General features: G+C 71.9%; 3 protein-coding genes. 1 reads left to right on the top strand and 2 read right to left on the bottom strand.

Annotated elements, in window-relative coordinates; genetic code table 11:
* Positions 1 to 43: 43 nt before the first annotated feature.
* Positions 44 to 862 (top strand): Sir2 family NAD-dependent protein deacetylase, encoded by an 819-nt coding sequence (locus OOT08_RS08285; protein WP_442916230.1) that lies wholly within the window; start codon positions 44 to 46, stop codon positions 860 to 862.
* A gap of 54 nt (positions 863 to 916) precedes the next feature.
* Here OOT08_RS08285 and OOT08_RS08290 read toward each other — a convergent pair whose 3' ends face one another.
* Together OOT08_RS08290 and OOT08_RS08295 are read right to left on the bottom strand one after the other, a co-directional pair.
* On the bottom strand, positions 917 to 2,320 hold the full coding sequence (locus OOT08_RS08290; RefSeq protein ID WP_325092161.1) for an FAD-dependent oxidoreductase: 1,404 nt from the start codon (positions 2,318 to 2,320) through the stop codon (positions 917 to 919).
* Positions 2,321 to 2,378: 58 nt separating this feature from the next.
* Entirely contained in the window at positions 2,379 to 3,389 is a 1,011-nt protein-coding gene (locus OOT08_RS08295; RefSeq protein ID WP_325092882.1) for a polyprenyl synthetase family protein, read from the bottom strand.
* Positions 3,390 to 3,471 lie beyond the last annotated feature (82 nt).

Raw genomic sequence — 3,471 nt, forward strand, 5'->3', positions numbered from 1 at the left:
GGAGCACCCGGAGCCGCTCGATCAGCCCGAGGCTCTCGCGCAGATCGAGCACATCGCCGGGCTCCTCACGGCCGCACCCGCGGCCCTGCTGACCGGGGCCGGGATCAGCACGGACTCCGGCATCCCCGACTATCGCGGGGCCGGGGCCCCCGTGCGCAGCCCCATGCGTTTCCAGGACTTCCTGGCCGACCCCGACTACCGCCGACGCTACTGGGCGGGCGCACGCCTCGGGGCGGGGAGCTTCGACCGGCTCGGCCCGAACCCGGGCCATCGCGAGGTCGCCCGGCTGGAGCGCACCGGCTTCCTGACCGGGGTCGTCACCCAGAACGTCGACGGACTGCACCGCGCGGGCGGGGCCAGCCGCGTGGTGGAGCTCCACGGCAACGGCGCCTCGATTCGATGCCTCGACTGCGGGCACCGCTTTTCCCGCGCCGAGGTGCTGGGCTGGATCGACCGCGACAATCCCTGGCTGGCGACGGACGAGTCCGTGACGATCAACCCCGACGGTGACGCCGAGACCGCCAACTACCGCGAGCTGACGCTCCCCGAGTGCCCGGACTGCGGCGGCACGCTCCGCCCGGACGTGGTGTTCTTTGGCGAGTTCGTGCCGACGGCGACCTTCGCCGACGCCGCCGCGATCGTTGACGAGGCCGCGAGCCTGATTGTCGCCGGCTCCTCGCTCGCCGTGAACTCGGGGATCCGGCTCGTGGAGCGCGCCGCCCGCGCGGGCAAGCCGCTCGTGATCATCAACCGGGGGCCGACGAAGGCGGACGCGCGCGCGCTCGTCCGGGTCGAGGGCGGCACGAGCGAGGTGTTCTCCGCGCTCGTGGACGCGCTCGTGCGCCGCGCAGCGGGGCGCTGAGGCCGCGGCGCGCACCTCGCGCGTGACGACCCGGGGTGGCGCGCCGAGCGTCCGCTAGGCGCGGGGCTCCTCGCCGCGGGAGACCGCGGTCATGTCCTCGCGGGGCACGACCTTGATGCGGGGGCGGCCGACGGCCTCGCCCAGGGCGATCTCGTGCGCGTCGAGCCGGTGCCAGCCCTCCACCGTGGTCACGGGCACGCCGCGCTCGTCGAGCAGGGCGGTGATCGCGTCCTCCTCCGGGGCTCCGGGGGTCCAGAGCTGGCCGCGGTCGGCGAGCAGCCCCTCGATCGTCTCCATCGCGTCGGACTTCGTGTGGCCGATCAGGCCGACCGGGCCGCGCTTGATCCAGCCGGTCGCGTAGACGCCGGGCACCTGCGTGCCCTCGGCGTCGCGGACGCGACCGCCGTCGTTCGGGATGACTCCGCGGTCCCCGTCGAAGGGCACCTCGTCGAGGGCGGAGCCGAAGTAGCCCACGGCGCGGTACAGCGACTGCACGGGAATGTCGCGGATCTCGCCCGTGTCGACGATGCCGCCCAGGCCGTCCGGCGCGGTGCGCTCGACGCGGATCGCGGTCACGCGGGGGGTCCCCTCGGCGTCCGGCTCCGTCACCACGGCGACGGGCTTGGACCAGAAGTGCATGTGCAGCCGGCGGGAGGCACCCGGGCCGTCCGCCGCGTCGCGCTCGGCCTGCTCGGTGAGCCACTTGTTCATCACGCGGCTGATCACGAGGGCTTGCTTGTTCCCGGCCACGAGGGCCTCGGCGTGCGGGTCCGCGTGCTCGAAGTCGGCAGGGTTCAGCACCATGTCCACATCGCGCACCTCGCCGAGCTCGCGCAGCTCCAGCGGCGTGAACTTCACATAGGCGGGACCGCGACGCCCAAAGAGGTGCAGGTCCGTGATCGGGTTCTCCTTGAGCCCCGCGTACACGTTGTCGGGGATCTCGGTGGGCAGCAGGTCATCCGCGTGCTTGATGAGCATGCGGGACACGTCGAGGGCGACGTTCCCGTTGCCGATTACGGCGACCTCGCGGGCCTCGAGCGGCCAGGTGCGCGGCACGTCCGGGTGGCCGTCGAACCAGCTCACGAAGTCCGCCGCGCCGTAGGAGCCCTTGGCGTCGATCCCGGGGATCGCGAGCGGGGCGTCGCTGATCGCGCCCGTGGCGAAGATCACCGCGTGGTAGTGGCGGCGCAGGTCGTCGATCGTGAGGTCGGTGCCGAAGTCCACGTTGCCGAAGAAGCGGATGTCGCCGCGGTCGAGCACCTCGCGCAGGGCGTTGATGATGCCCTTGATCCGGGGGTGGTCCGGGGAAACCCCGTAGCGGACCAGCCCGTAGGGCGCGGGGAGGCGGTCGAAGAGGTCGATGGACACCTCGAAGTCCCGCTCCGCCTTCAGGAGCAGGTCCGCCGCGTAAATCCCGGCGGGACCAGCCCCAACGATCGCGATCCGCAGTTTACTCATAGTGGTGCTCCTGTGTGCTCGACCGGGGCGGGATCCCGCCTGCCGGAAAGAAAAGGGGTTAGCCGTTGCGGTCCACGATGGACTCGGCGAAGCGAGCCAGCGCGGAGCGCACGGAGGACTTGGGGAGAACGCTCAGCGCTTCGACCGCGCCCTGGGCCCAGCGACGGGCCTCGCGCTCGGTCTCCGCGGTGACGTCGTGGGCGCGCAGCTCGGCAATCGCCGCGTCGAGATCCGGGCTGTTTGCCCCGTCCGCGGTCTCGGCCACGCCACGGTCCAGGCGCTCCAACAGGGCCGCGTCCTCGGGGTTCTGCTCGGCCCGACGGCGCAGCAGCAGCATCGGCAGGGTGGCCACGCCCGCGCGCAGATCCGTGCCCGCGAGCTTCCCCGTGGCCTCGGCCTTCGGGGACAGGTCGATGACATCGTCGATGAGCTGGAAGGCGACGCCGATCATCTCGCCGTACTCGGTGACCGGGTCCTCGTACTCTTTGGGCGCGTTCGAGAACATCACGCCCATCCGGGCCGCGGTGGCGATGAGCGCGCCGGTCTTGTCGGCGAGCACCTGGATGTAGTGCTTGATCGGATCGTCGCCCGGCTGGGGGCCAACGGTCTCGTGGAGTTGCCCGAGGCAGAGCCGTTCGAAGGTCTTTGCCTGGAGCAGGATGGCGCGCTCGCCCATGCCGGAGACGAGTGAAGAGGCGCGGGCGAAGAGGAGGTCGCCCGCGAGGATCGCGACCTGGTTATTCCAGACGGTGTGGGCGGCGGGCACCCCGCGGCGCACGGTCGCCTCGTCCATGACGTCGTCGTGGTACAGGGAGGCGAGGTGGGTCAGCTCGACCGACATCGCGGCCGCGCGGACCAGGTCGTTCGGGCCGTCGCCGAGCTCACTCACGACGAGGGTCAGCACGGGCCGGATGCGTTTGCCGCCCGCTTCGAGCAGGTAGCGCGCGGGGGCGTCCGCGATGGGAGAGGCAAAGCCGAGGTGGCCGAGCAGGCCGGCCTCGACGGTCTCCAGCTCACGCTGAACGCGGTCGGCGCGTCGCTTATCGGCGACGCCCTGGAAGAGGCGCATGGGCAGCGCCTGGGTCGCGGTGTCCTCCGCGATCGGTCGGATCACTGCTGGTCCTTCGGGGTGCTCGGGGGGGCCTCCGGTT

It is taken from the genome of Leucobacter sp. M11 (assembly GCF_035726885.1).
GTDB lineage: Bacteria > Actinomycetota > Actinomycetes > Actinomycetales > Microbacteriaceae > JAPFRB01.